Source organism: Burkholderia plantarii (assembly GCF_001411805.1).
GTDB lineage: Bacteria > Pseudomonadota > Gammaproteobacteria > Burkholderiales > Burkholderiaceae > Burkholderia > Burkholderia plantarii.
Window position 1 is genome coordinate 2,173,476 of record NZ_CP007212.1, and the last position, 26,482, is coordinate 2,199,957.

Consider the following 26,482-nt stretch of genomic DNA (forward strand, 5'->3'; position numbering starts at 1 on the left):
TGTGGCGTCCTAGCCAAGCTGAGTGAGGAAATCCAGCGCGTGCCAGAAACCGGCACCGTGGTCCTTATGGCCTTGCCACACTTCGGGGATGAAGCTCGCGTCCGGGTATGCGGATACCTTCTCCCACGTTGCTTGCCAGTCAATGTCGCCGGTCCCGATCAAGACGCCTTCGCCGTTGACGCCCAACGCATCGCCAACGTGGAGGTGCGCCGTGTACGGCAACAGCTTCGCGAGCGCTTCCTGGAAATCGATTCCGAAGTGGCTGCAGGTCATCGACAGATGAGACAGGTCCGTGCAGTAGCGCAGCTTCAGTTCCTGCGCCTTTTGCACCAGTTCGTCCGGCATCATAAAGATGTTCTGATAGCGTTGCCCGCCGAAGTGCCAGGGGAACGGCGCCATGTTCTGCGTCGTCAGTTCCGTCGAGCCGAAATCGATCTTCGAGCATGACTCGGCGAAGCGGTCGTATAGCTCGGCGCGGTGCGCGAGCGGGAATGGCTCGTCCATCGAAAAGCCGCCGACGTTCGCGACGATCAGCGCGGAGTCGGCATGCGGGAAGTAGCGACGCATGCGCTCAGTTGCGTCGACCACCCGCTTCAGATTGTCGATCGAGCGCTGGCGGTAGCCGAGATCGTCGGCCGTCAGGTCGAGCAGTTCACTATTCTCGAACAGTTCCGGTGCATGCACGACCAGACGCTTGCAGTCGACCATCTTCAGGTAGTTCTCTGGCGCGAGCGACAGGTCACGATACGACAGGTGGAACTCGTAGAGATCCGGGTCAATCATCTCTGCGTACTTCTGGAAATCGTGGTAGCGCACGGGAACGCCCCAGTATCCGGCAAAGCTGTACGCGCGCTTGACGGTCTTCTCGCCGGTCAGATCGCCTTCGTACAAGAAGTCGCCGACGCGGATGTCACGATGCGCGGTCTTGCCCAGCAGCTCCGGCAGGCGGTACGGCGCGAGGCCTTGACCCGGGCTCGCGACACGCAGGTTGCCCTCGGTGAAGGCTTCGCCCTGCTTGATCGCACGTGCCGCGATCACACTCTTGCTGAGGTTTTCGCGGTTGAGCAGTTCCCCCTGGCTCGCCTGGCGGCCCGGGCCTGTCCACGGCAGTGCCTGGTCGACCTGGCGGATGCCGTCAACCAGCGCCTTGAATTCGCTCGGTTCGAGGCTCGCAGCATGGTCCGGGCCTTCCATGTTGCGGTCCAGCGTGATGTGCCGCTCGATGATCTTCGCGCCCAGCGCGACCGCGGCAATCGTCACGGCGATGCCGCGCTCATGGCCCGAGTAGCCGACCACGTCGTGGATTTCCCGCAGGCGCTTGATATAGCCGAGGTGGATGTCCTGTTCCGGAGCTGGATACGTGCTGTTGCAATGGAGCATCGCGAACGGCACACCGAGGCTGCGGACCAGCTTGGCCGCAGCCTCGATTTCCGGTTCGAATGACATCCCGGTCGACAGAATCAGTGGCTTGTCGAGGCTCGCCGCCTTGCGGATCAAGTACGGGTTCACGAGATCGGCAGAAGCGAGCTTGAGCGCCGGCACGTCGAAGTCGGCGAGCACGTCCACGCTGGGCTCGTCCCACGGCGTACATATGTACGTGACGTGCTTTTCGCGGCAGTACTCGCGCAATGCGCGGTGTTCGTCGTTGGTCAGCTCGACCTTGTTCAGCAGATCCTGGATGTACTCGACACCGAGGTCCTCCGAGCCTTCCTCTCCGGGTGCGGTGCGGTAGAGCGCTTCGCGATTACGAAGCTGGAACTTCACGCAGTCCGCGCCGGCATCGACCGACACGTCGACCAATTGCTTCGCCAGCTTGACGCTGCCATTGTGATTGTTGCCGATCTCGGCAATCACAAATGTGCGTGGGCCTCCCACCGTAAAATCGTCAATCTTGAATGTCGATGCGGTCATTCTACTTTCGTTCTCCACGATGTAACGCCTTCCGGCTCGAAACGGACTGTACTCAGCGTGCAGCCGAGCGATTTGAGTTGTGCGCAGACGACTGCTCGGTTGCGAGGCTGCACGTAGAACAGGAAGAATCCGCCGCCACCCGCACCGAGCAGCTTGCCGCCGAGCGCACCAGCGTCAAGTGCCGTTTTGTAGATCGAATCCAGCGTGTTACCGCTGATCGCGGCGGACAAGCCGTGCTTGATGACCCACGCTTCGTGCAGGCTGGCGCCGAAGTCGCTGAGATCGCCGCGAATCAGATGCCGGTGCATCTTGCGGCATAGCGCAACCATGTCGAGCAGTTGCTTGTTGCGATCGGTCTTGTGGAAGTCCTCGCGCTGCTGCTCGTGAATCTTTCCCGAATCGTGCTCAATGCCCGTGTCACACAGTACGAGGCACTCTTCGAGTTCGTTCCGGATCGCCTCCTCGAGGCGCAACGAATGCACCATGTTGCGCTTGCCGTCAAACTCGATCAGGTTGAAGCCGCCGAATGCCGACGCATACTGGTCCTGCCAGCCGCCGGAGATACTGAAGCTGAGCCGTTCCGCCTGGAAGGCAATCTCAGCGATCTCGTAAGTGCTCCACTTGTCGAGCCGCAGTTCGTTGAATGCGCCGACGACGCTGGTCGCGACCGCCGACGATCCGCCAAGGCCCGAGCCCACCGGGAAATCGGAGTGGACGTATAGATCGAAGCCGAAATCCGGACGGATCACCGAGACGACCGACGACAGCAGGCTCTTGTCCGGACTATCGAGCAGGTTGCGCAGCATCGAGTAGTGCTCATGGCGGTCGATGTCGTGCGAGATGATGTTGATCTCGGGCGACGCCGATGGAATTAGCGTCGCGTGTGCATAGAGCGCAATCGACGCATTCAGCACCACCCCGCCATTCTTCATGAAGTAGTAGGTGAGATCAGTGCCCCCGCCGGAAAAGCTGATGCGGACTGGCGCACGTGCGCGTGACAGCACGGCCGCTTCCTTGGTCGGCGGGAAGAAGTCCGGCGTCGCGAATTCGACGATGCGACCTTCCTCGTCGAGCAGCGGCACAGCGTTGTAGCCGAGGTCGAACAGCTTGAGCAGCTCTTCGCGGGTCGTGCCGTAGGGCAGTGCATGAAACTTCCGATTCATGCATGTATGAACTGGAGCGCTGGTCTGACCACCTTGCATCAGGAAACGACGGATGTCGCCGTTCGTTAGCACGCCCACGAGGACTCTCGCGTCGTCGACGACGAGCGAAATTTGCGTGGGGCCGCGCTCGATTGCCGCTATCGCATCGACGACCGGCTGATCATGCTTGACGACGAGGTCGATGAAATGGTCTTTCATTGCAGTTTCTGCACCCCGTGTTCACGAATGAATTTCAGGCTGTCGGGCGTGCCGATGTCGAGGAACGGGCCGTTATAGCGCGTCGCGACAAGGGATTGCCCGGAGATCAGCGCCGGAATGATGTGTTCCTCCATCGACAACGGCGCATCGGGGAACGCGCGCAGATAGCGCGTATGAAGACCGTAAACGCCTGCGCTGATCAGGCCGGGGCCGATCTTGCCTTTCTCTTCGACCGCGATCACCCGTTGGGTGTCGTCGATCTGGACGGCGCCGTAACGCCCGCAGTCGTCGACCGGTGTGACGACGATCGACGGCGGTTGCGCGCAGGCGGCCGAGCGATACGCTTTGGCGTCAAGATAAGTGTCCGCATTTAGCGCGATGAATGCGCCTTCGTAGCGCAGCGTGCTGATAGCATGGATCAGCCCTCCCCCTGTTCCCATCGCTACGGGTTCGCGCACGATCGCGACCCGGCGCGCGGGGTCAGCCGGCAGGCTGGCCACGAACTGCTCCACTTGCTCGGCCTGATAGCACGTGCAGAAGACGAGGTCCTTCAGACCCGCTTGCGCGAGCTGCTCGATTACGTAGTAGAGAAAAGGATGTCCGTTGACGTCGGCGACCGCCTTTTGCAACACGCCGATTTCGCTTCGGAGGCGAGTGCCCAGCCCGCCGCAGAGAATCAGTGCTTTCATGTTAGTGCAGGTGCCAAGAGAGCGGTGTTTTGAATCGCGAGCGGCAGCGGGGTCCAGACATCGAGTCCGAGCTGTTCCCGAACGAGGTCTACCGATGGCACGTAGCGATTTCCAGCACCCGGGTCGGTAACCATGCCGTCGATGACGACCGTCTTCGACGGCGCCAGCGTGGCGATCACCGCGCGCGCCAACTCGTCGATCGTGATTTCGGCATCCGAGCCGACGTTGTAGATCTCCCGGTTCCCGCCCTTGAGCAGTAGCCGCATTAACCATCCCACCAGATCGGCCGCATACAGGTACGAGCGCACGCTCTTGCCATCGCCATGGATGACGATCCGATCCTGCGTCAGCGCATCGCGAATGAAGTTGCCGATCGCGAAATGGCCGTCCAGCGGCAGGCCTGCCCCGACGAACGCAAAGCAGCGCGCCGACACGACCTCGCACGACGTCTCATATGCATGGATCGTGCCGAGCAGCTCCATGACACGCTTGCCTTCACCATACGCGGCGCCGATGTCCATCGTCGACGGCGCGGTTCGCGACGTTTCGACGAGGCGCGGCACGTCGAGTGCCTGGCCGCCGTAGGCGCCGCCCGAACTGACGAGCAGCACGCGCGGCGCGCGGCATGCCTTCGCGCAGTCGAGGATGTGACGGGTGCCACCGATGATCGACTCCAGCAGCACGCGCGGAGAGCGGCCGGCCTGTGCAGACGTGTCGGTCGCAGCATGGATCACATAATCGACTGGCTCGACAGGAAATTCGAAGTTACGAATGTCGCCAGTGATCCAATGTAGCCACTCGGCATTGGCAATCCATGCATGCTTCTGCTCGAACTGGGTCGGGTCGCGGGAAATTGCGAGCAAACGAAAGCGCTGCTTGCCGGCATCGTGCAGCCAGGAGAAATACGCGAGCATCCACATGCCGAAGAACCCGGTCGCCCCCGACATCAGAATCGTCTTGCCCTCGAATTCGCGAGAATCGATGTGTGCAGCCAGCCGCTCGAAATCGCTGTGCGCGATTTCGATGAACGGCTGGCGGTGCCCGGCGCGCGCGCCAGCGAGCGAGGCCATCATCAGAATCCAATGCCAAGATAGTTTTCGAGCTTGGTCGCGACGTAGTCCAAATGCTCAGTCGTCAAGCCCGGATAGATGCCCAGCCAGAACGTCTGGTTCATCACGATGTCGCTGTTGGTCAAATCACCGACGGCGCGATAGTTTCGCCCGATCATGTAAGGCTGGCGCGTCAGGTTGCCCGCGAACAGCAGGCGTGTGCCGATGCGGTTCTGGTCGAGGTATGTCAACAGATCGAGCCGGCTCACCGGCGCGCCATCCTTCAGCGTGATCGGAAAGCCGAACCACGACGGACTGGAGTTTGGGGTCGCTTCCGGCAGCAGCAGGAACTCCTCACACGCGACGAGGCGTGACTTCAGAAAGTCGAAGTTCGCACGACGCTTCGCGACGAAGTCGTCGATGCGGTCGAGTTGTGCGAGCGCGCAAGCGGCCTGCATGTCGGTGATCTTCAGGTTGTAGCCGAGATGCGAATACGTGTACTTGTGATCGTAGCCTTCGGGCAGGTTGCCGAGCTTCCAGCAGAAGCGCTTGGTGCAGGTGTTGTCCTTGCCCGGCGCACAGTAGCAGTCACGGCCCCAATCGCGGAACGACTCGGCGATCAGCTTGAGCTCGGGATTATTCGTGAACACAGCGCCGCCTTCGCCCATCGTGATGTGGTGGGCCGGGTAGAAACTGAGCGTACCGATGTCACCGAACGTGCCGACGTTCTTGCCGTCGTAGGTCGCACCGAGTGCGTCGCAGCAGTCTTCGATCAGCCACAGGTTGTGACGCTCGCACAGCTTCTTGATAGTGCGAAGGTTGTACGGATTGCCGAGCGTGTGCGCCAGCATGATCGCCTTGGTCTTGCTAGTGATCGCAGCTTCGATGCGCGACGCGTCGATGTTATACGTGCCAAGTTCGACGTCGACGAATACCGGAACCGCGCCGAACTGCAGGATCGGATTCACGGTGGTCGGGAAGCCGGCTGCCACGCCGATGACTTCGTCGCCTGGCTGGATTGCACGGTCACCGAGCTTCGACGACGTGAGCGTGGTGAATGCAACCAGATTTGCCGAGGAGCCCGAGTTCACCGTGATCAGGTACTCGACGCCGATGTATTGGGCCAGGCGCTTCTCGAACTCGTCGTTGAAGCGGCCCGTCGTCAGCCAGCCGTCGAGCGATGCCTCGATCATGTTGCGCAGTTCGGGCGCGCCAATGACCTTGCCCGAAGGCGGGATCATCGTCTGCCCCGGGACGAAGGGCTTGTCGGCGAATGCAAGCGCAGCATACTCGTCGACCAACGCGGCGATTTTCCCGCGAAGCGCGTCCTGCACCTGCTTTTTAGCGTCGATAATTTCAATAGCCATTTGTTGGGAGACCTTTAGCAATTCCTGGTTTACTTTTTCGCAGCGCGTTGCGCAGCCTCTACATAGTCGAGAATCTGCGCATGGCAGACCTGCTGCATATCCTTGCCTGCCGTCAGCGCGCGCTGCCAGTCGATCGTCGCGCCAAGCGCCGTCGACAGGTTCCAGCGTGGGCGCCAGCCGAGGTACTGCTTCGCCTTCGAGCAATCCAGCTTGAGGAAGTGGGCCTCGTGCGGCTGTTCGGCGCCATCCTGCTGCCAGCGGGCGTCATCTCCCCATTTCTCGATCGCGAGTTCGACGACCTCGCGCACGCTGCGGGCATCATCATCGCTGGGGCCGAAATTCCAGCCGCCGCTGAACATCGCACCTTGTTCCGCTAGCGCCTGTGCCAGTACGAGGTAGCCCGATACAGGCTCCAGCACGTGCTGCCAGGGGCGCACGGCGCCGGGGCTGCGAATCATCAACGGCACGCCTTTCTGGAACGCAGCGAGCGCGTCCGGCACGAGCCTGCCGGCCGACCAGTCGCCACCACCGATCACGTTGCCCGCACGTCCCGATGCGACGGCGACGCCGTGCTTGTCATAGCGTGCGGTGGGGAAAAACGACCGCTGGTAGGCCGACGTGACGAGTTCCGCGCAACCCTTGCTATTGCTGTACGGATCGTAGCCGCCCATCGGTTCGTCTTCGCGGTAACCCCATGGCCACTCGTTGTTCTGGTAGCACTTATCGGAGGTCACCATGACTGCGGCGCGCGCGCCCTTGCACCGACGGGTTGCATCGAGCACATGCACGGTGCCCATCACGTTGGTCGCGTAGGTCTCAACCGGTTCTGCATACGAGTAACGCACGAGTGCCTGAGCCGCCATGTGGATCACGATGTCCGGGCGGAACGCGACCATCGCGGCGGTGAGGGCTTCGTGGTCACGGATGTCGGTAAAGTGGTTTTCCTCGAGCACCGTGCTAATGTTCGCGACCTCGAAGAGGTTCGGCTGAGTGTTAGGAGGAAGCGCATAACCCGCCACCTTCGCACCCATCGAGGCCAGCCAGAGCGACATCCAGCCACCCTTGAAACCGGTATGCCCGGTCAGGAAAACGCGTTTGCTTTGCCAGAAGGCCGGATTAACCTGCATCGTCACTCCCAGGTTTTCCAGGGAGCCTGGCCTGTTTTCCAGAGTTCTTCGAGATGCGACTTGTCGCGCAGCGTGTCCATCGGCTGCCAGAAGCCATGGTGGAACCAGGACTGTAGTTGGCCGTTACGTGCGAGTCTCTCAAGCGGCTGGCGCTCCCACAGCGTGTCGTCACCTTCGATCAGGTCGATCACGGACGGGTTCAGCACAAAAAAGCCGCCGTTGATCCAGCCACCGTCGCCGGTCGGCTTTTCCATGAACGACTTCACCTGGGTGCCGTCCAGTTCCAGAGCACCGAAGCGGCCGGGCGGCTGGACGGCCGTCATCGTTGCTTGCTTGCCGTGCTCGCGGTGGAACTTGAGCAGTTCGGTCACGTTGATTGAACCAACGCCATCGCCATAAGTCATGCAGAAATCGCCGTCGATGTAATCCCGCAAGCGGCGCAGGCGGCCGCCGGTCTGCGTGGTCTCGCCGGTGTCGACCAGCGTCACGCGCCACGGTTCAGCCTTCTTTTGATGGACTTCGATCTGGTTTTGGCCCAGATCGATCGTGACATCCGACATGTGCAGAAAATAATTGGCAAAGTACTCTTTGATTAGATATCCTTTATATCCACAACAAACGATAAAATCGGTCAAACCGTACGTGGCATAGATCTTCATGATGTGCCACAGAATGGGCTTGCCACCGATCTCCACCATCGGCTTCGGTCGAACGGAGGTTTCCTCCGAGATTCGGGTACCAAGACCACCTGCAAGCAATACAACTTTCATCTAGGCCTAGCTCCTTCGGAATTAATGATTGGGAAATCCCGTCGTTCAATACATGCGCATCGCCTCGGGCCTGGGCTGGTTGCGGCGGTAAGTGATTTCGGATCTGGGAACTCCGTCGTTTTCGAACAGGTTATAGCTTGTGTCTTCCGTGCCGACATTGCGGGATTTGGGGGACATGCTTGCTGGTTGATTCGACAGGTGCAGCAGTCGGAACAGCGTGCTATCCGCACTCTTTCTGCATGGGCGGCGGATGCTTGGCAACCATCTGAGCGTTCGGCATGCCCCGATGAAACGTTCAATCGAATCGGATCTCTGCATCTGTCTTTCAGCGTCGCCGTAATGCCGCACCGACTGAATTGCTGCCAAGCGTCTCTGGTCTAAACGGCCCCGCGCTCAGTCTTCCAACGGAAACAACGCCTGTTCAACCGACTCGCAAATACTGTGCGCGAGCACAATGTGGATCTCCTGAATCGTGCTGGTGCGGCCGCCCGGTACGGTCAGCGCATAGTCTGCGAGTTCGGCTGCTGGGCCACCGCCGAACCCAGCGAAAACGATCGACTTTACGCCGACCTGCTTGCAGACTTGCAGCGCAGCCAGCACGTTCTTTGATTTACCAGAGGTCGTGATGCCCAGGAATACGTCGTTCGGCCGAAGCTTCGCGATCAGTTGACGCGAGAAGATATGCTCATAGCCATAGTCGTTGCCTATGGCGGTGAGAATCGAAGTGTCCGTCGTGAGGGCTTCGGCCGGCAGCGGGTTGCGATCGCGCGCCAGTTTGCTGACAAATTCGGCTACGAGGTGCTGCGAATCGGCCGCAGATCCGCCGTTGCCGGCTACGTACATCCGTCCGCCAGACTTAAAGCAGTCGATTACGTGCGCTGCAGCAGCCGAGAATGCGTCGAGTAGCTTTACGTCGTTGAGCAGTGCTTCCTTTGCGCGCAGTGACTCACTGATATTGGTTTTCAGCGTTTCCGCTGGACTGTGAGTCCTGGTCATGAAATTAGCCATCTTCAGGTCGAAATAGATTATCTGGAAAACGCAGGACGCGGTCGAAATGGGTTATGGTTTTCGCCGATGATGCGTATCAGTTCGTCTTTTCTCAGCCGTTACGTTATGCAAAGCCGGCGAAATCCATGCGCGGGATCGAGTTCTTCTCATCATCAAGGAAAACTGATGTATCGCAAAGTGCAAGCCTCGCCCAAGCTCACCGTTCCATATGCGACCGACGAGCACCGCAACCCATCCCCAGGCGACACCGAGAGGCCTCGGTAGCGCAATGATAGGTGCGCAAAACACGAGAAAAGCATACTGTCTGCCGAACCGTGTCACGAAACGACTATAGGTGGCTCGGGCGTCGCCTTGTTTGGCCAGCCGCTGCCTTAGTAGATTGAACGGGTAGTAGCTGATTAGCATTTTGGTGCCCAAGCGCCGCATAGCTTCGCGCGGCAATCCGTACGTCTCGTAACTCGCTAGAATTTCGAAGAAATTTTCGACGAATATCTTAGAGAAGTCGTACCCGCCCGAATTCGCTCGTTTACAGGCGAGCGTGTAATCGACATAGTAGCTGTTCAGGGGGGCGCGCAACATCGCCCGTACGACCAGATGCACTTGGACCAGGTTGCTTCCACAGAACGCGCGTGCATCGACATCGGAGAGCAAGCGGCGGTTGACAATACAGGCGGAGATAAACGTAACGAGCGGCCCCACTTTGTATAGAAAATCCGAGGCTTGCGCGAAATCCATCAGGGCGGTTCTGCCGCTCGGCCGCTCCTTCAGAAAATCCCGCTCGTAGCCATATGATTTGAGGCAGACAACACCGCGCTCTTTCTGCCGTAGAATCGCGACTATCTCACGCAATTTTCCGGGAAGATAGAGATCGTCGTCGCCAAGGATTTGGACGTAATCACCGCGCGCCTCGTTGAAACACTGCGCGATGTTTGCATCGGAGCCGACATTGGTTTCGTTGCGGACGTAGCGGACAGGCAGCCCCCGCTCGCGCAGCGCGTCGATACATTTTGTCGTGCCATCGGCCGAGCAATTGTCCGACACGAGGATCTCTACTGTGTTGTTCTCGACGAGATCGACATCGGCGAGAAACTGGGACAAGCACAATTCGAGAAAGCCGGCGCGATTGAACGTCGGGATCGCGATCGTTAAGAGCGGGTGCGTCAGATTGTGACCATCCATATTCGTGTAAAGCAATCTCTCGGGTATTTTTCAGGGAGCGGTATCGGAGTAAAGGGGCAACGATGAATGGGTTCCATTGCCTGCGTGCAGATACGCAATCGCCTCGACTGGTGACGTCAATTTGATGTCCGGTTGGAAGTCCAACTCGTCGCCGATATATAGCAGGGTGCCGACACCCGCCTGCTGCCCCGCTGCCATATCGGACTGCTTGTCGCCGACGAAGATTGATCGGGCAAGGTCGATATCGTAGTCGCGTGCGGCCTCTAGCAGCATGCCGGGAGCCGGCTTGCGGCATTCACACAACCGCCGGTATTTGCCAACCCCGTGCTTCGGATGATGCGGACAGAAGTATGTGCGCTCGATCGTGCCGCCTGTCTCGGCAAACCGCTCGCTGATCCAATCCATCAATATCTGAAACGCCTGCTCCGTGTAGTAGCCACGGCCGATCCCCGCCTGATTCGTAATGGTGAATATCTTGTAGCCGTAGCGGGTGGCCGCGGCCGCGAGCTCGAAGATCCCGTCGACGAAGCGAATCTGCTCTGGGCGATGCGCGTAGCCGGTGTCGACGTTGACGACACCGTCCCGGTCAAGGAATAAGGCCTGTACTCTCATAGCGATTGTGAGGATCGACTGGTGGAATGAGCCTCCGTAACGGTGGCGTGCTGCGTGTCAGTTACGGGCTTCCGGCCTGCAGATCCGACACGCACATGTTTTGATCGGCTGAAGCGCGCATGGGAAGGAATGAGCTGGTACAGCGGTAACTCGACGAATTTGTAGAAGACGATCCCAAGTGGTACCGCTTGCCGTGAGGAAAGCGCACGTGAGAATGATTGCGTACGGTTGAAATTTTGCGTCTGTACGGCACCGGCCATCAGGACAAAAGGCAACGCCCGCGTCATGTCCAGTGAGAACGTTCCCTCTCCGATGAGTTGCCACCGCCCGTGTGTGAACACGGAAGACCTCTCTTCCACGTCATTGGTACCGCCATCGATAATGAAAGGCAAAAATGCGGGCGCACACAGGCTGATCATTGCGACCGCATCACGATTTTCGTTACCGAACACGCAGATTGCGATGGAAGCAATCGAAGCCAGCTTGAGTAGCGGGCCAGCGCTGATTTCCGTGCCGAGTTGCAACAGGCGGGCGACGACGCCGCAGATGTATTCAGGCAGACGAGTGAGAGGATGGTGCCGCATAATGTCATAGATTCGCCCCGCATGGAGCAGAACGCTGCCAACGCAAACGAGCGTTGTCAGTAAATAGAAGTTCGCGGCGACATTCAGGAGCGTTGCGGCCTTCGTTTTCTTTACCCATTTAAGCAAGGCCAGCGCACAGATGTAAAGTAGACAGAAAGTCGCGGCGACATTCAGGAGCGTTGTTTTCTCTGGCCATTCAAGCAGGGCCTGCACGTCGATGTAAAAGCCGAACTCGGCGTTTAACGACTTGAACCGCACTGGATTTTGTGGAGGCTCGTATTCTTGAGAGAATCGAGCTATGAACAAGAAGCCAAGCAAGTTTTCCCCGGAAGTCCGAGAGCGCGCTGTGCGCCTCGTACGCGAGCAGCGTAGCGAGCACCCGTCGATGTGGGCGGCAGTCGAATCGATTGCGCCGATGATCGGCTGCACGCCGCAGACGTTGTTGGATTGGGTTAAGCGCGACGAGGTCGACCGTGGAGAGCGCGATGGCGTGAGTACGGCCGAGCGTGAACGCATCAAGGCCTTGGAGCGCGAGGTCAAGGAACTGCGCCGGACCAATGAGATTCTCAAACTGGCGAGCGCGTTTTTCGCCCAGGCGGAGCTCGACCGCCGTTTCAAGTCCTGAAGGCCTTCATTGATCAGCATCGCGACACCTTCGGGGTCGAGCCGATCTGCAAGGTTTTGCGGATTGCCCCGTCGGGCTACCGACGCCATGCAGCACAACTTCGCGATCCGTCGAAGCGCTGCGCCCGCGCGAAACGCGATGAGCTTTTGCAACCGGAGATCAAGCGTGTCTGGCAGGCCAACATGCAGGTCTACGGCGTGCCGAAGGTCTGGAAGCAGATGAACCGGGAGGGCATTGCAGTGGCACGCTGCACGGTCGGACGGTTGATGAAACTGCAGGGCTTGCGTGGCGCAGTTCGCGGTAAGCGTGTTCGCACGACGATTCTCGAGGTGACCGCGCCGCGCCCGCTGGACCGAGTCAACCGGCAGTTCAAGGCTGACCGACCGAATCAGCTCTGGGTGTCGGATTTTACGTATGTCTCGACATGGCAAGGCTGGCTGTACGTGGCATTCGTGATCGACGTGTTTGCCCGCCGTATTGTTGGCTGGCGCGTCAACTCGTCGATGACCACGGACTTCGTTCTGGATGCACTTGAACAAGCGCTGTACGCCCGCCAACCGGGTGAGGACGGGACTTTGATTCATCATTCGGCGTCAGAGGGTCTCAATACGTCAGCATCCGCTACAGCGAACGGCTGGCTGAGGCCGGCATCGAGCCGTCGGTCGGCAGCCGGGGCGACAGCTACGACAATGCGCTGGCCGAGACGATCAACGGCCTGTACAAGACGGAACTGATTCATCGGCGCGCCCCTTGGAAAACGAGGGAATCCGTCGAACTGGCAACGCTGGAATGGGTCGCTTGGTACAACCGTCATCGGCTGATGGAACCGCTCGGCTATATCCCGCCTGCTGAAGCTGAGGCAAACTACTACAGGCAACTCAGAAATGCCGCTGACGTGTCCGCATTAACTTAAACCAACCAGCCTCCACGATTCCCGGTGCGGTTCAACTACGATACGCCGTTCCATGCCTAGTCTTACTGTGTCAATAATTACTCTTGAACGCTGAGCAAAACGGACATCGCAGGAGCCGACGCGCGATGTATGCAGCGATACGCCAGCGCAGCGTGGTGATGGAATCAGCGACGTCCCCCCGTTGTCAGTAGCGTCCGGCTTTAGAATCCGGGGTTGATGTCTTTGCTTTTGCTGCCAGTTGGCGAGCGTAGGTCGCAGGTGTCAGCCCGCCCAGCGATCTCTTCGGCCGCTCTTCGTTGTACTCTCGTCGCCACGCCTCGATCAGCACCTTGGCATGAGACAGGCTCGTGAACCAGTACACGTTCAGGCATTCGTCGCGGAATCGACCGTTGAACGATTAGATGTAAGCATTCTGATTCGGCTTGCCGGGCTCAATCAGAAACAGCTTTACACCTCGCCGATGTGCCCACGTCAACATCGCCCGACCGCAGAACTCCTTGCCGCTGCCGGTCCGAATCGCCTTCGGCAAGCCGCGAAGCAATGCAACGCGATCGAGGATTCGCGTCAATGCATGCCCACCGATTGCCCGCTCCGGCACAATGGCCACGGCTTCGTGCGTGGCATCGTCAACCACGGTCAGATTCTTGATCACGCGGCCTTCAGCCGTGCGGTCGAACACAAAATCCATTGACCACACCTGATTGGCTACCGACGGTCGGCCCAATGGCTGGCGTTGCGCAACCGGAACCTTCTTGCGCTTGCGCCGACGCACCTGCAGTTTCTCTTGCGCGTACAACCGCTCCACGCGCCTGTGGTTTACGATCATGCCGGACTGCCGCAGCTTCAGATAAATCATGCCCGAGCCATAGCGACGGTGCCGCTGCGTCAATGCGACGATCTGCGGCCGCAAGGGCGAGGATTGCGGGTCCGGGCGCGGGGCTGTAGCGATAAGCGCTGGGTGCTCATGCCGATCACCCGCAACGCATGTCGCTCGCTCAAGCCGCCGGCGCACCAAGTCTCGGCATGACGGTGCGCCCACCACTTTTTTCGTAGTGCCTCGCGAGTGACTTCGTTCTCCAGCATCGATTCCGCGAGCAACTTCTTCAGCCGGTTGTTTTCGGCCGCCAGTTCTTTCAGGCGCTTCGCGTCGGACACGCTCATGCCGCCGAACTTGCTGCGCCACAGGTAGTAGCTTGCCTCGGAAAAGCCATGCTGCCGACAAAGCTCCTTGATCGGCAAGCCGGCCTCCGCCTCGCGCAGGAAACCAATGATCCGCTCTTCGGTGAATCGTTTCTTCATGCCCAATCTCCTGACTACGTGATTGGACTCTAAAGCGTCGTGCTACTCAAGGGCGGGGGGACGTCGAAGCCGGCGATGCCCCGCAGGGCGAGCATTGCTCGAACGTCTGGGACCGCCGAATCGGCCGCTACATCTGCGATGGACAAAGCGTATGAAGGCAACGAAACCCGACAACTTGCGCTTGATCTCGGTCTTATTCCCGTCGTTCCTCCGTTGAGTACACGCGTCGAGCCTTGGGAGTACGACCGGGAAATGTACAAGCGTCGCAGCGAAGTCGAGCGACTGTTCCGCCGATTGAAGGGCTTTCGTCGCATCTTCTCTCGCTTCGACAAACTCGATTTGATGGATGGACATGGGCAGCGCGCGCTGGATCCACCCGCTCGCGACCAACACCGGCGACCAGTTCATACCCGGCAAGCTCGCGCTCGGCCTGTCGTGGATCCTGATCGACATGAAGGCGAAGCACGACCCGCAGTACGCCGCCTATCTCGCGACCTACCAGACGGTCACGACCGCGCTGATGACGAGCCTGAACGGCGGCAACTACCGGTATGCGAACACGTCGTGGGGCGAATACTACTTCCTCGTCGCGCTGAACAACCTCCAGGCCCACGGCATGCTGAACGAAGTGTTCAGCGACGCGATGCTGGCCACGCTGCGGCAGCGCCTGCAGTTCTGCGACATGTTCGGCGCCGACGCGAGCGGCGCGACCAGCACCTGCCCGGCCGCCGGCACGCCGATCGACATCGCCTCGCTGAACACGTCGTGGAATGGCTACGCGGTGGCCTACGGCATCGCCGGCCTGCGCCAGAAGCTCGGCTGGAGCAACCCGACGTTCTCGTCGGCCACGGACCCGACGGTGGCCACCATGAGCGCGCGCGACGCATTGCTCTACACGCTGACGAACCACCTCCGCAACGATGCCTCGGGCGGTTTCTCGGACGAAGCGTCCGACACCCACACCACCTACTACGACCAGGCGCGCTTCGACCGCTACAGCGCGCTGCTGATCGCCGAAGTGACCGAGAGCACCCTCGAGATGGGCAACGAGGCGAACCTCACGCCCGAGCTGAAGGGCTATCTTCGCAAGTCGGTGGACCTGATCCTGCCGCAGCTGAATCTAGACGGCCAGGGCTTCAACTACGGCCGCTCGATCGGGCCATCCGGCGACACCGCGTTCATGGAAGTGCTGACCGCCGCCGCGAACGTGGGCGTGCTGACCGACGCGGAGAAGCAGGCCGCCTACGCCTTCATCTATCACGCCGCGCTGCGCTTCGAGAACTTCTGGTACGACCCGGCGCTGCCCACGCCGTCCGTCAACATGTGGGTCAAGGGCCGCGGCACCGACGTCGATCGTGACATCACCCACGTGATGGGCGAAAACTTCAGCCTGCTGCATCAGTACCTGTACGTGAACGCATGGTGGAACCAGCTCGGCTTCGGCGGCACGACGCCGCTCACCGACACGGCGTTCCAGGCCTGGCTCGACAGCACCCAGCCGCACGTCAAGCTGACCTGGTACAACCTGCCGACCGACACCGCGCATCCGTATGTGGCCGCGCTCGTCACGGTGCGCGACGGCAAGCGCGTGTTCAACCTGAACCTGAGCCAGGCCCCCGACTACAACCCGTTCACGCCGTACTATCCGGTGCCGTTCTCGGACCGGCTGATCTACGGCACCGCCAACGCCACCTACGCGCTGCTGATTCCGCAGATCCTCTACAACAACAAGACCTATCAGCCCGTCACCTACTACCGGAACCTGAACGTGCAGGAGGCGAACGGGCAGGTGGTGGTGTCGTTCGACACGACGAAGTTCCGGCTCGCCACGAAGAACCCGCTCGCCTCGACCGACATCGATCTGCAAACCCACACGGTGCTCACGTTCAGCCACGGTCAGGTCTCGCGTACCGACACGCTCAGTTCGGCCACGCTGACCGGCGACATCCTGGTCACGACCAGCTACGCCGGCTTCGCGCTCATCACGAACTCGACGGCCAATCCCGACGGCGCCTCGGCGTCATATATCGGCACCGCGGCCACCGGCTATGCGACGACGGGCTTCGACAGCTGCGGCGTGTCGAGCTTCGGCTCGCTGCCCGGCACGCCGTACCCGCCTTCGGCGACGCCGATCGGCGCGCTCAATTCGAGCTACACCTGCACCACGGGGTTCTTCCCGCTCGGCTCGGGTGTCACGCGCACGCTGGGCTGGACGCTGAAGTACACCGATCCGGCGTAAACGCACGGCATGAAGTCGACCCGGCCGGCGACGTGGATCGACACGCGCCAGCCGGCCCCACGCGCGGTGGCGGTTTTCCGATGGATTTCCGTTCGGGTTCGCTTATGATGTCGCCGCGGCGCCGACGCCAGCGCGCGCGCGCCGATTATTTCAACAACATAAACCGCGCAGGACAACTGAAGGAATCATGGAAGAAAAAACGAAACAAGACGGGCAGGTCGTGTTGCGCCAGACCGCGCGGCGCACGCTCGGCGCGCTCGCCATCGCGGCGTTCGCGGGCCTTGGCCTCGCCGCCTGCGTGGTCGAACCGGCGCAACCGGTCGAAACCGTCGTGGTACGCACCCCGCCCCCGCCGCCGCGCGTCGAGGTGGTGCCGGCCGAACGCAGCGGCTATGCATGGGCCGCGGGCCACTGGCGCTGGGTACACGGCGCCTACGAATGGGAGCCGGGCCATTGGGAAGTGGTGCGCGTCGGCCATCACTGGGTGCCGGGCCACTGGGCGCAGCGCGGCCCGGGCTGGGTCTGGGTGGAAGGACGCTGGGCGCGCTGAGCCCGCCCATGAAAAACGGCCGGCGCGATCGCAGGCATGATGGCATGCCACGATCGCACCGGCCGTCGTCGAGATCGCCGGCCGTCCATGACGGCCGGCCGCATCAGCAGCCCGGCATCAACGCCCCAGCATCGGCAGCTTGAGCCCGACCTCGCGCGCGGTCTGCTGCGCGAGTTCATAACCGGCATCGGCGTGGCGCATCACGCCCGTGGCCGGATCGTTGAACAGCACGCGCCCCAGCCGCTCGTGCGCCGCCGCGCTGCCGTCCGCCACGATCACCACCCCCGCGTGCTGCGAGAAGCCCATCCCCACCCCGCCGCCATGGTGCAGCGACACCCAGGTCGCCCCGCCCGCCGTGTTCAGCAGCGCGTTCAGCAGCGGCCAGTCGCTGACCGCGTCCGAGCCGTCCTTCATCGCTTCGGTCTCGCGGTTCGGGCTCGCCACCGAGCCCGTGTCCAGGTGGTCGCGGCCGATCACGACCGGCGCCTTCAGTTCGCCATTCTTCACCATCTCGTTGAACGCCTGGCCCAGCCGGTAGCGATCCTTCACGCCCACCCAGCAGATCCGCGCCGGCAGCCCCTGGAACGCGATCCGCTCGCGCGCCATGTCGAGCCAGTTGTGCAGGTGCGCGTCGTCGGGGATCAGCTCCTTGACCTTCGCGTCGGTCTTGTAGATGTCCTCCGGATCGCCCGACAGCGCCACCCAGCGGAACGGCCCCTTGCCCTCGCAGAACAGCGGCCGGATGTAGGCCGGCACGAAGCCCGGGAAGTCGAACGCGTTCTGCACGCCCGTCTCCAGCGCCATCTGGCGGATGTTGTTGCCGTAGTCGAGCGTGGCCGCGCCGCGCTGCTGCAGCGTCAGCATCGCCTGCACCTGCCTGGCCATCGACTGCTTGGCCGGCGTGACGATGCTCTGCGGATCGACCTTGCGCGCCTGCTGCCACTGCGCCACGCTCCAGCCCTGCGGCAGGTAGCCGTTCACCGGATCGTGCGCGCTGGTCTGGTCCGTCACGCAGTCCGGCGTGATGCCGCGCGCGACCACCTCGGCGAACACGTCGGCCGCGTTGCCGAGCAGGCCGATCGACACCGGCCGGCCGTCGCGCCTGGCCTCGTCGAGCAGCGCGAGCGCCTCGTCGAGGCTGGTCGCCTTCCTGTCGACGTAGCGCGTCTTCAGGCGGAAATCGATGCGCGACTCGTCGCATTCCACCGCGATCATCGAGAAGCCGGCCATGGTGGCCGCGAGCGGCTGCGCGCCGCCCATCCCGCCCAGGCCCCCGGTCAGGATCCAGCGGCCCGACGGATCGCCGTTGAAGTGCTGGTTCGCCACCGAGAAGAACGTCTCGTAGGTGCCCTGGACGATGCCTTGGCTGCCGATGTAGATCCAGCTGCCGGCCGTCATCTGGCCGTACATCATCAGGCCCTGGCGGTCGAGTTCATTGAAGTGGTCCCAGTTGGCCCAGTGCGGCACCAGGTTCGAGTTCGCCAGCAGCACGCGCGGCGCGTCGGCGTGGGTGCGGAACACGCCGACCGGCTTGCCCGACTGGATCAGCAGCGTTTCGTTGTCCTCGAGGTCCTTCAGCGAGGCGAGGATCTGGTCGAAGCACGCCCAGTCGCGCGCGGCGCGGCCGATGCCGCCGTACACCACCAGCGCATGCGGATGCTCGGCCACCTCGGCGTCGAGGTTGTTCTGCAGCATCCGGTACGCCGCCTCGGCGAGCCAGGTCTTGCAGGTCTTCTCGGCGCCGCGCGGCGCGCGGATCACGCGCGTCGGATCGAGACGCGGATCGATGTGGTTCGGATGGTTCATGACAGCCCTCGGGAGATAAAAGCCGGATCGGCACGATCGGCTGCAGCGCAACCGGACAGCCACGAGTCTAGCCGGCCAATGTTGTCTAGACAACGCGTTTTATCCTGGAAATGGAAATTTTTCGCGGCCTCGGGATTAATACCGAGAGCAGCAATCCGAAGGTATTTTTTGTGGACGCGCGCGCGCCGACACCCGCATCGCCATGCCGGGACACGAGCAGCTTGTCTAGTCAAACAGGAAGAAAAAGCAGACGACGCAGGCGGCGCGGCGCGCGCCGCGAACGGGCGCGCGCAAACCGCGAAGACGCATCAACGCATCAAGGCGGCATGGCCCGCGAGCGATTCGCGCGCCCTGCCCCGGCGCTCACATGCTGCCGGCCAGATGGAAGCGCGAGGCCGGATGCCAGAGCTGCACGGCGGTGGCCACCGCCTCGCCCACCCAGGTGCGCCGCCACATCATCAGGCACGGCTCGCCGATTTCCATGGCCAGATGGCGCCGGATCGGCGCCTCGGGCTTCTGCGCATAGATGCGGAAATCGGCGCGCTGGATCGGCGCAAGCCGCACCATGTAGCGGTTCGGCGTCTCGGCCGTGAAGTCCTGCTCCAGGTACTGCGGAAACACTCGCGGGTTCACGTAGCGATCCTCGTACTGGATCGGCTCGCCTTCCTCGTAGTGGACGATCAGCGAATGGAACACCGGGCCGGCCGCCAGATCGAGCGCGGCGCAGGCCTGCGGATCGAGGCTCGATTCCAGCAGCAGCACCTTCGCGCTGTGATGGTGCCCGCGCGCCACGATCTCGTCGGCGATGTTGCGGATGTCGAGCACCGTGGATTCGACGTCGCGCGGCGCGACGAAGGTGCCCGAGCCCTGCACGCGCGTGAGCACGCGTTCGGCGGTCAGTTCGCGCAGCGCGCGCGAAACGGTCATGCGCGCCACGCCGAACTCCTTCACGAGCTCGGTCTCGGACGGAATCATCTCGCCGGGCTTCCAGGTGCCGCTGGCGATGTGGCCGATCACGTAGCGCTTGATCTGCTCATAGGCGGGAGCCGGCTTGCGCGCCCCCGCCGGCTGCGTCGCATCGTCCACTGTATTCGTAATCATCGTTATTCTCGACTTCGTCGGTGAGGGGCGATCGGCCGGCCGCGATCGCAAGGTGGCGCCGTTCAGCCGCCGATCGCCGCGGGCAGCACGTCGTTGGCCGACGCCATCGGGCCGCCCGCCGAGGGCGGCGCCGCGTCCGCCAGCAGCGTGCCGTCCACCGGCCGCACCTTCACCGGGTCCGGCAGCGGCGGCGGCGTGCCGTCGGCGATCAGCCGGAACGCGAACGCGATGTCGTCGGCGAGCGGCCGGTCGTCGCGATAGGTCGCGACCTCGCCGCGAATGCGCGCATGCAGCGCCTCCGTATAGGCCGCGCGCGACGCCTCGACCGGCTGCAGGTCGTAGGCCTGCGCGGCGGCGAGCAATTCTATCCCAAGTATCCGGCAGCTATTTTCGATCACCACCAGCGCCTTCAGCGCGGCCGGCGTGGCATGGCACAGATGATCCTCCTGCAGCCCCGAGGTCACGCCGCCGTCGAGGCTCGCGGGCGCCGCCTCGCGGCGGTTCTGCGCGACCAGCGAGGCCGCCGTGTACTGCGCGATCATGAAGCCCGAGCGCGTGCCGCCCGCATGCGCGAGGAACGCGGGCAGCCCGCTCACGAGCGGATTGACGAGCCGGTCGATGCGCCGCTCGGCCATCGCCGCGACCTGCGCCACCGCCACCGCGAGGCTGTCCATCGCCAGCGCGATCGAGGCGCCCACCGCGTGCGCCTGCGAATAGACGCGCGGCGTGTCGGGCGTGCCGGTCACGATCGGGTTGTCGGTGGTCGAGGCCAGTTCGCGATTGACCACCTCGGCGGTGGCCGCGAGTACGTCGCGCGCGGCGCCGTGGACGTGCGGGATGGTGCGCATGCTGAGCGGATCCTGCGTGTGACGGCCGAGCGCGGCCGCGAGCAGCCCGCTGCCGTCGAGCGCCGCGCGCATGCGCGCCCCCACCTCGGCGAGCCCCGGCGAGACGCGGAACGCGAGCGATTCCGCATCGAACGCGGCCATCTGCCCGCCAAGATTCTCGAAGCTCATCGCCGCTACCGCGTCGGCCCAGTCGAGCAGCCGCGCGGCGCGCCGCAGCGCGAGCGCGGCCAGGCCCGTCACGCACGGCGTGCCATTCACGAGGCTCAAGCCTTCCTTGGCACCGAGCGAGAGCGGCGCGAGCCCGAGCCGCGCGAGCGCGTCGGCACCCGCGAGCCGCTCGCCGCGCCATTGCACGTGGCCCGCGCCGACGCACACCAATGCGATGTGGGCCATGTGGCTCAGGTAGCCGACCGAGCCGAGCGCCGGCACTTCGGGCAGGCAGTCGGCCTCGAGCAGCACCGCGAGCCGTTCCACCACTTCCACGCGCACGCCCGAATGGCCGTGCGCGAAGTTGTTGATCGCGGCGGCCATGATCGCGCGGGTCTCCTCGCGGCCGAGCGGCGCGCCCACGCCCACCGCGTGGCTCATCAGGATGTTGTGCGAGAGATCGTGCTGGTCGGCCGGCGACACCACCACGTCGCAGAGCGCGCCCACGCCGGTATTCACGCCGTAGGCGCGGATCGCGCGCGAGACGATCTGCTCGACCAGCTCGCGCGCGGCCGCGATGTTCGCGCGCGCCGTGTCGGAAAGGTGCAGCGGCTCCCCGGCGGCGACGGCGGCGATGTCGCGCCAGTCGAGCGGGCGATCGGAACGGAGGATGGCCATGGCGGTACCTGCGGATCAGACGATGGTGGCGTGGACGAACGGCCGTTGCACCCGCAACGTTCGTGCGAACGGTGAATCAGCTGGCATTGCGGTCCTCGTGGCCCGACACGAAGCGGCGGAACCGCTCGGACTTCTGCTCGCCGAACACCTCGTCGGGCGTGCCGTCCGAATCCACCTGCCCCTGGTGCAGGAACATCACGCGGTTCGAGACGTGCCGCGCGAAGCCCATCTCGTGCGTGACCACCAGCATCGTGCGGCCCTCCTCGGCGAGCGAGCGCATCACGCGCAGCACCTCGCCCACCAGCTCCGGGTCGAGCGCCGAGGTCGGCTCGTCGAACAGCATCACCTTCGGATGCATGGCGAGCGCGCGCGCGATCGCCACGCGCTGCTGCTGGCCGCCCGACAGATGCGCCGGATAGTGGGCGCGCCGCTCGGCCAGGCCCACCCGCGCGAGCAGCGCCTCGGCCTCCTCCACCGCCTCGGCGCGGCTGCGCTTCAGCACGCGCATCGGCCCCTCGATCACGTTCTCGAGCACCGTCATGTGCGACCAGAGGTTGAAGTTCTGGAACACCATGCCGAGCCGCGAGCGCACGCGATCCACCTGGCGCCGGTCGGCCGGCTGCAGCGTGCCGTCGCGGCGGCGCGTCATCTTCAGTTCCTCGCCGGCCAGCGTCACGGCGCCGTCGTCGGGGATCTCGAGCAGGTTCAGGCAGCGCAGGAACGTGCTCTTGCCCGAGCCGCTCGCGCCGAGGATCGAGATCACGTCGCCCTCGCGCGCGTCGAGCGAGATCCCCTTCAGCACGTGGTGATCGCCGAACGACTTGTGGATGTTCCGCGCGGACAGCGCGACGGGATTGGCGGAATGCATGCGTTTCTCCAGCAGGGAATGGGGCGATCGTTCAGGGCGCGGCGCGCCGCGCCTCGAGCGTGGCGACGGCTTGCGGCGCCGCCGCCGGCGCGCCGCGCAGGTGCCGCGAGAGCCGCGCCTCGGCGAAGCCGAGCACGCGCACCACGAGGAAGTTCAGGAACAGGTAGATCAGCGCCGCGCAGACGAACACCTCGGTGGTGCGGTAGGTCTGCTGGATGATCTGCTGCGCGACGCCCGTGACTTCCCACACCGTCACGAGACTCGCGAGCGCGGTGGACTTGACCAGCAGCACCGCTTCGGTCGAATACGCCGGCAGGCACTGGCGCAGCGCGATCGGGCCGATCACGCGGCGCAGCAGCGCGAAACCCGACAGGCCGATCGCCTGGCCGGCCTCGATCTGCCCGACCGGCACCGCCATCAGGCCGCCGCGAATGATCTCGGCCGTGTAGCCGGCGGTGCAGAGCGCGAGCGAGAGCACCGCGCACACGTAGGGTTCGCGCAGCACCGGCCACAGGAAGCTCTCGCGGATCACGCCGAACTCGCCGAGCCCGTAGTAGACGAGGAACATCTGGATCAGGAGCGGCGAGCCGCGGAACACCAGGATGTAGGCGCGCGCGAAGCGGTTCGGCAGCCAGTGCGGCGACACGCGCAGCGTGACGATCACGAGCGAGAGCAGCCCGCCCAGCACCAGCGACAGGAAGAACAGCCCCAGCGTGGTCGGCACGGCGGCGATCAGCTGCCGCATGGTGTCGAGCAGGAACGGGAAATCGATATGCATGATGGTGGCCGCCCTGACGTCAGTTGCGTGCGAAGTTGCGCTTGAACGAGCGGCCCACGCGCGCCTCGGCCCTGCCGAAGACGCGGTTCGAGAGGCCCGTCATCAGCAGGTACAGCGCGCCGCCGGCGACGAAGAACAGGAAATATTCGTGGGTGGACCCGGCCGCCACCTGGGTGGCGCGCAGCAGCTCGGCCAGGCCCGTCACCGAGATCAGCGCGGAATCCTTGAGGCTCAGCTGCCAGACGTTGCCGAGGCCCGGCAGCGCGAAGCGCAGCACCTGCGGGATCAGCACGCGGCGCGCGGCCGTCAGGCGCGGCATGCCGATCGCGCGCGCGGCCTCGAGCTCGCCGCGCGAGACGGCCAGCACCGCGGCACGGTAGACCTCGGCCTGGTAGGCGCCCGAGATCATGCCCACCGCCACCGCGCCGATCGCGAACGGCGGCACGCCGACGAAGCCGTCGGCGCCGAACCACTGGCCGACCGTGGTGACGAGCGAGGAGCCGCCGAAGTAGAACAGGTAGATCACGAGCAGCTCGGGCACGCCGCGGAACACGGTCGTGTAGCAATCGCCGAGCACGCGCAGCGCCCGGAAGCGCGACAGCTTCGCGGCGGCCACCAGGCCGCCGAACACCGAACCGATCGCGAGCGCGGACAAGGTGAGCACGATCGTCATCAGCGCGCCAAGCAGCAGCACGCTGCCCCAGCCCTCCGATCCGAAACCGAGCATGGTGATGAGAGACGACATGGCGACTACCCCAGGCAAGCCAGACGATGCAGCACTACCGGACTGACGCCGCGCGCCCCGCCGGGCGCGGCACGCGGCGCCGCGAGAGCCCGCGCGACGCTTACGGCGTCACGTCGGTCTTGAACCACTTCATCGACAGCTTCTTGATCGTGCCGTCGGCCTTCGCCGCCGTGATCGCGGCGTCGAACTTCGCCTTCAGGTCGGTATCGGTCTTGCGGAACGCGAGGCCCTCGCCCGGCCCCCACACCGGCCCGGCGATCACCGGGCCGGCCGGCACGACGTGCGACTTGTCGGCGTTCGCGGTGTAGTAGGTGATGTCGTCGAACGACGCGTCGATGCGGCCGTTGGCGAGATCGAGGTCGCGCTCGGGCGCGCTCTTGTAGACGCGCACCGAGGCCACGTCCTTGAAGTTGTTGTTGACGAAGGCCGTGTAGATCGTGCCCGACTGCAGGCCGATGGTCTTGCCCTTGAGCGCCTTGCGCAGCATCTCGATGGCGGGCGAGGCGCTGCGCGCGTCGTTGTCGAGGCGCACCGCGCCCACCGCCGGCGACGACTTCGGCAGGATCTTGGTGTCGGCCACCGCGAAGGTGGCCGGCGTGGACGCGTAGGGCTGCGAGAGCGCGAGGATCTTCTCGCGGTCCGGCGTGATCGAGATCGCGTCCATCAGCACGTCGAACTTGCCGGCCTGCAGGCCCGGGATCATGCCGTCCCAGTCCTGCGTGACGAGATTGCACTGCAAATGCGCATGCGCGCAGAGGTTCGCGACCAGCTCCGGCTCGAAGCCGCCGAGCTTGCCGCCCGGCAAGGTCAGGTTCCACGGCGCGTAGCTGCCGTCGAGCGCGATCGTGACGGTCTTCCAGTCCTTCGCCTGCACGGACCCGGCCATCATCGCGGATCCGAGGACCGCTCCGATCACGAGCGTTGCGAGACGGCTGTGCTTACTCTTCATGTCGACATTCCCCATAGGTTCGGAAATTACCTGCAACACCACGACCAACGTTGATCTTGTATAGACAAGAATGAGTCAACAAAATCACCTTGGCAAGCGATTTCGAGAAAACGAACGGCGACCTAGGGGATACCCTTGGAACGTTGCCCTGTATGGGTTTGACGCAGATTCGGCGGTGCTTTCGCGAAGCCTGCGAAGCGCCCGGCCCCGGGACTTCGCCCGCACACGCGAAGTCATCTAGTCAACTGAACAATCGGTTGCACCGTTGCCTCCGGCGCCCCTCGATCCCGCCCGGCGCGCGCCTCGCGCACGCGCGGCCGTCAGCGTACATCAGGGTTTCGGCGGTTGCACCGCGCCTTGCAACCCGTGCGCGACCAGCGCCGCCGCGAACGCCTCGGCGATGCGCGGCAGCGTGCGGCCGCGCCGCTTCACGAGCGCGACGGGCCGCGCGAACGCCGCGTCGGCGATCGGCCGGGTCACCAGTTCGGGCTCGGCGAGCACTTCGCGTGCCGAGGCCGGCAGGATCGTCACGCCGAGCCCGCCGCGCACCATCGCCACCGCCGTCATCATGTAGGTGGGCTCGCAGGCCACCTCGGGCAGCCGGCCCGCCCCGGCCGGCGCCGCGAGCGCCGTGTCCACCACCGCGCGCACGCTGGTGCCGCGCGCGGTCAGCACCAGCGGGTGCGCGGCCAGGTCGGCGGCCGTCACGCGGCGGCGCCGCGCGAGCGGATGCCCGCGCGGACACACCACCACCAGCCGGTCCGAGCCCGCGTGCAGCACCTCGAGCGCGGGGTCGACGCGCTCGCCGCCGGTCAGCCCGAGATCGACTTCCTCGCCGCGCACCAGCGCGTCCACCGCGCTCGCCACCCCGTCGCGAATCTCGAAGCGCGCCTGCGGCACCTGCCGCCGGAACTCGCGGATCAGGTCCGGCAGCACGCTGGCCGCGAAGGTCGGCAGGCAGGCCAGCCGCACCGTGCCGGCGGTGCCGTCGCCGAGCGCGCGCGCGTCGCGCAGCACGCGCTCCATGTCGTCGAGCGAGCGCTGCAGCAGCGGCAGCAGCTCGCGCCCGGTCTGCGTGAGCGCCACGCTGCGGCTGTTGCGGTCGAACAGGCGCGCGCCGACGGTCTGCTCGAGGCGCCGGATCTGCACGGTCAGCGCCGGCTGCGAGAGATGCAGGCGCGCCGCCGCGCGCGTGAAGTTGCCGGCCTGCGCGACGGTGACGAACGCGCGAAGCTCGCGCAGGTTCAGGTCCATGTCCGATCCATAACGAAGTGTGATT

General features: G+C 63.7%; 21 protein-coding genes, 3 pseudogenes and 1 other annotated feature. Of the genes and pseudogenes, 4 read left to right on the plus strand and 20 right to left on the minus strand.

Features of this window, described 5'->3' with window-relative positions; all coding sequences use genetic code 11:
- Nucleotides 1-9 precede the first annotated feature (9 nt).
- The 11 genes from bpln_RS09285 to bpln_RS35265 form a co-directional block, all read right to left on the minus strand.
- The gene (locus bpln_RS09285; RefSeq protein WP_055138651.1) at nt 10-1,911 is read right to left on the minus strand and encodes an N-acetylneuraminate synthase family protein; all 1,902 of its coding nucleotides are present in this window, start codon (nt 1,909-1,911) and stop codon (nt 10-12) included.
- Entirely contained in the window at nt 1,908-3,272 is a 1,365-nt protein-coding gene (locus bpln_RS09290; protein ID WP_055138652.1) for a GHMP family kinase ATP-binding protein, read from the minus strand. Before bpln_RS09290 ends, bpln_RS09285 begins: the two co-directional genes overlap by 4 nt.
- On the minus strand, nt 3,269-3,961 hold the full coding sequence (locus tag bpln_RS09295) for a sugar phosphate nucleotidyltransferase (RefSeq protein WP_055138653.1): 693 nt from the start codon (nt 3,959-3,961) through the stop codon (nt 3,269-3,271). The genes bpln_RS09290 and bpln_RS09295 overlap by 4 nt, the downstream gene beginning before the upstream one ends.
- Nucleotides 3,958-5,034, minus strand: a complete 1,077-nt coding sequence (locus tag bpln_RS09300) for an NAD-dependent epimerase/dehydratase family protein (protein ID WP_082465247.1) — start codon at nt 5,032-5,034, stop codon at nt 3,958-3,960. The genes bpln_RS09295 and bpln_RS09300 overlap by 4 nt, the downstream gene beginning before the upstream one ends.
- A complete protein-coding gene (gene rfbH / locus bpln_RS09305; protein WP_055138654.1) occupies nt 5,034-6,377 on the minus strand; it encodes a lipopolysaccharide biosynthesis protein RfbH in 1,344 nt (447 codons plus the stop codon). The genes bpln_RS09300 and rfbH overlap by 1 nt, the downstream gene beginning before the upstream one ends.
- A gap of 29 nt (nt 6,378-6,406) precedes the next feature.
- Nucleotides 6,407-7,504 carry a CDP-glucose 4,6-dehydratase gene (gene rfbG / locus bpln_RS09310; RefSeq protein ID WP_055138655.1) on the minus strand — a complete coding sequence of 366 codons (1,098 nt, stop codon included), beginning with the start codon at nt 7,502-7,504 and terminating at the stop codon, nt 6,407-6,409.
- Nucleotides 7,505-7,506: 2 nt separating this feature from the next.
- On the minus strand, nt 7,507-8,274 hold the full coding sequence (gene rfbF / locus bpln_RS09315) for a glucose-1-phosphate cytidylyltransferase (RefSeq protein ID WP_055138656.1): 768 nt from the start codon (nt 8,272-8,274) through the stop codon (nt 7,507-7,509).
- A gap of 393 nt (nt 8,275-8,667) precedes the next feature.
- A complete protein-coding gene (locus bpln_RS09320) occupies nt 8,668-9,270 on the minus strand; it encodes a D-sedoheptulose-7-phosphate isomerase (RefSeq protein WP_244132072.1) in 603 nt (200 codons plus the stop codon).
- A 63-nt stretch (nt 9,271-9,333) separates the two neighbouring features.
- Complete coding sequence (locus tag bpln_RS33820) at nt 9,334-10,476, minus strand: glycosyltransferase family 2 protein (protein ID WP_148653978.1); 1,143 nt, start codon at nt 10,474-10,476, stop codon at nt 9,334-9,336.
- A gap of 15 nt (nt 10,477-10,491) precedes the next feature.
- Nucleotides 10,492-11,073: a D-glycero-alpha-D-manno-heptose-1,7-bisphosphate 7-phosphatase gene (locus bpln_RS09325; protein ID WP_055138658.1), complete on the minus strand. Its 582-nt coding sequence runs from the start codon at nt 11,071-11,073 to the stop codon at nt 10,492-10,494.
- Nucleotides 11,070-11,915 (minus strand): hypothetical protein, encoded by an 846-nt coding sequence (locus bpln_RS35265; RefSeq protein WP_148653979.1) that lies wholly within the window; start codon nt 11,913-11,915, stop codon nt 11,070-11,072. The genes bpln_RS09325 and bpln_RS35265 overlap by 4 nt, the downstream gene beginning before the upstream one ends.
- A gap of 40 nt (nt 11,916-11,955) precedes the next feature.
- On the opposite strand from bpln_RS35265, the pseudogene bpln_RS33825 reads away from it, so the two are divergent.
- Nucleotides 11,956-13,195 (plus strand): annotated as a pseudogene (locus bpln_RS33825) (IS3 family transposase).
- Nucleotides 12,237-12,353: a sequence feature (AL1L pseudoknot), on the plus strand. It overlaps the preceding pseudogene by 117 nt.
- Nucleotides 13,196-13,395: 200 nt before the next feature.
- On the opposite strand, the pseudogene bpln_RS09335 reads toward bpln_RS33825, so the two are convergent.
- Nucleotides 13,396-14,494 (minus strand): annotated as a pseudogene (locus bpln_RS09335) (IS3 family transposase).
- Nucleotides 14,495-14,573: 79 nt separating this feature from the next.
- Here bpln_RS09335 and bpln_RS33830 point away from each other — a divergent pair.
- From bpln_RS33830 to bpln_RS09345, 3 genes and pseudogenes are all read left to right on the plus strand, one after another.
- Nucleotides 14,574-14,839: pseudogene (locus tag bpln_RS33830) on the plus strand (transposase); the annotation flags it as partial.
- Nucleotide 14,840: 1 nt separating this feature from the next.
- Entirely contained in the window at nt 14,841-16,733 is a 1,893-nt protein-coding gene (locus bpln_RS09340; RefSeq protein ID WP_244131964.1) for a hypothetical protein, read from the plus strand.
- Nucleotides 16,734-16,920: 187 nt separating this feature from the next.
- Complete coding sequence (locus bpln_RS09345; protein WP_080937181.1) at nt 16,921-17,283, plus strand: YXWGXW repeat-containing protein; 363 nt, start codon at nt 16,921-16,923, stop codon at nt 17,281-17,283.
- A 117-nt stretch (nt 17,284-17,400) separates the two neighbouring features.
- Here the strand turns inward: bpln_RS09345 and hutU are convergent, their stop codons facing one another.
- The 8 genes from hutU to bpln_RS09385 all read right to left on the minus strand — a co-directional run bounded on the left by hutU (nt 17,401) and on the right by bpln_RS09385 (nt 26,457).
- Nucleotides 17,401-19,089 (minus strand): urocanate hydratase, encoded by a 1,689-nt coding sequence (gene hutU / locus bpln_RS09350; RefSeq protein WP_055138659.1) that lies wholly within the window; start codon nt 19,087-19,089, stop codon nt 17,401-17,403.
- 363 nt (nt 19,090-19,452) lie between these two features.
- The gene (gene hutC / locus bpln_RS09355) at nt 19,453-20,190 is read right to left on the minus strand and encodes a histidine utilization repressor (RefSeq protein ID WP_042624990.1); all 738 of its coding nucleotides are present in this window, start codon (nt 20,188-20,190) and stop codon (nt 19,453-19,455) included.
- 62 nt (nt 20,191-20,252) lie between these two features.
- The gene (locus tag bpln_RS09360; protein WP_042624991.1) at nt 20,253-21,863 is read right to left on the minus strand and encodes an HAL/PAL/TAL family ammonia-lyase; all 1,611 of its coding nucleotides are present in this window, start codon (nt 21,861-21,863) and stop codon (nt 20,253-20,255) included.
- 76 nt (nt 21,864-21,939) lie between these two features.
- Nucleotides 21,940-22,731: an ABC transporter ATP-binding protein gene (locus tag bpln_RS09365; protein ID WP_042624992.1), complete on the minus strand. Its 792-nt coding sequence runs from the start codon at nt 22,729-22,731 to the stop codon at nt 21,940-21,942.
- A 31-nt stretch (nt 22,732-22,762) separates the two neighbouring features.
- Nucleotides 22,763-23,509, minus strand: a complete 747-nt coding sequence (locus bpln_RS09370) for an ABC transporter permease (protein WP_042624993.1) — start codon at nt 23,507-23,509, stop codon at nt 22,763-22,765.
- Between the two features lie 19 nt (nt 23,510-23,528).
- Nucleotides 23,529-24,254, minus strand: coding sequence for an ABC transporter permease (locus bpln_RS09375; protein WP_055138660.1), 726 nt, complete (start codon nt 24,252-24,254; stop codon nt 23,529-23,531).
- Between the two features lie 100 nt (nt 24,255-24,354).
- Nucleotides 24,355-25,203: a transporter substrate-binding domain-containing protein gene (locus bpln_RS09380; RefSeq protein WP_042624995.1), complete on the minus strand. Its 849-nt coding sequence runs from the start codon at nt 25,201-25,203 to the stop codon at nt 24,355-24,357.
- Between the two features lie 330 nt (nt 25,204-25,533).
- Nucleotides 25,534-26,457 (minus strand): LysR family transcriptional regulator, encoded by a 924-nt coding sequence (locus bpln_RS09385; RefSeq protein ID WP_042624996.1) that lies wholly within the window; start codon nt 26,455-26,457, stop codon nt 25,534-25,536.
- Between the last annotated feature and the right edge of the window lie 25 nt (nt 26,458-26,482).